The organism is Acidovorax sp. SUPP3334 (assembly GCF_030159055.1).
GTDB lineage: Bacteria > Pseudomonadota > Gammaproteobacteria > Burkholderiales > Burkholderiaceae_C > Paracidovorax.
Map to the genome: position 1 here is coordinate 1 of NZ_BQXQ01000100.1, position 1,461 is coordinate 1,461.

Annotated in this window: 1 protein-coding gene; it reads right to left on the minus strand. The window is 64.9% G+C overall.

The window, feature by feature from the left end:
- Positions 1 to 124 precede the first annotated feature (124 nt).
- Entirely contained in the window at positions 125 to 1,387 is a 1,263-nt protein-coding gene (locus AVHM3334_RS23620; protein WP_284415867.1) for an IS256 family transposase, read from the minus strand.
- Positions 1,388 to 1,461: the final 74 nt, after the last annotated feature.

Here is a 1,461-nt window from a genome sequence, read left to right on the forward strand (position 1 = left end):
GGGAGTGCCCGAATTTCTGTGTTCGAGGCGGGTTGTTGAATTCGTCTTTGCTTGAAGTTCTTTGAACGGTGGGCCCCTGCCAGGCCGCCGGAGGCGCCTCCGGTTGGGCCATGTATTTCATGGTTCAACCCAATGGCCGAGCCGCCTGCGTGAAGCGCTCCTCGTAGAGTATCGCGAACTGGTTCATCGCCTCCTTCCAATTGTGCGCGGCACGCCCCCAGTCGGCCGTGATGTTGCGCAGCGCCAGCCAGATCAGCTTCGTGGCCGCGTCGTCACTCGGGAAGTGTCCCCGCGACTTGATGATCTTCCTGAGTTGCGCGTTGATGCTTTCAATCGCATTGGTCGTGTAGATCACCCGGCGCACCGCCGGCGGGAACGCGAAGAACGGGATCACGCGGTCCCAGGCACGGCGCCACGCGGCCGCCACGGTGGGGAACTTGCGGCCCCACGGACCCTGCTCGAAGGCGTCCAGCTCGGCCTGCGCTGCTTCGGCGCTGAGCGCCGTGTAGATAGGCTTGATTGCCGCGGCCAACAGCTTGCGGTCCTTGCAGCTGGCGTAGTCCAGGCTGTTCCTGATCAGGTGCACGATGCACGTCTGCAGCGTCGTGGCCGGGAACACCGCACCCAGCGCCTCGGGCATGCCCTTCAAGCCGTCGGTCACGGCGATCAGGATGTCGACCACGCCGCGCGTCTTCAGTTCGTTGAACACCCGCATCCAGAACTTCGCGCCCTCCGTGCCCTCGATCCACAGGCCCAGGATGTCGCGCGTGCCGTCGGGCAGCACGCCCAGCGCCAGGTAGATCGCCTTGTTGCGCACCACTGCGTCCTCGCGGATCTTCACGCGCAGCGCATCGAAGAAGACCACCGGGTACATCGGCTCGAGCGGCCGGGCCTGCCAGGCGCCGACCTCGGCCATTACGGCGTCGGTGACGCTGCTGATGAACTCGGGCGACACGTCCACGCCGTACTGGTCGGCCAGGAAGCCCTGCACCTGGCGCACCGTCATGCCGCGGGCGTACATGGCGACGATCTTGTCGTCCAAGCCCGTGAAGCGCCGCTCGTGCTTGGGGATGAGCAGCGGCTCGAAGCTGGCGTCGCGGTCGCGTGGCACATCGATGCGCAGTGGGCCATCCTCAGTCAACACGGTCTTCCCGGTGCTGCCGTTGCGCTGGTTGCTCACGGCTTCGGGCTTGGCCGTACCGTTCGGGTAACCCAGGTGATGGCCGAGTTCGGCCCCCAGGGCGCGCTCGATGAGCGCCTTCTTGAAAGCCATCGATGCGGCGTTGACGGCCTTGCCGGTCATCGGTCCGCTCACGAACTGGTCGAGCAGTTCATTGGGAATCTTGCGCAGCGCCGCGGACTTGGCCGCGATCGCCGCGTTCTTCATCTTCGTCTTGCTGATTGGCATACATGCTCCCGGTCGTCATGCTATGCCTCGCACACAAAAATCCGGACACGCTC

Coding starts and splice junctions, on each gene's coding strand:
- AVHM3334_RS23620 (WP_284415867.1), bottom strand. CDS start 1,387: ATGAAGAACGCGGCGATCGCGGCCAAGTCCGCGGCGCTGCGCAAGATT.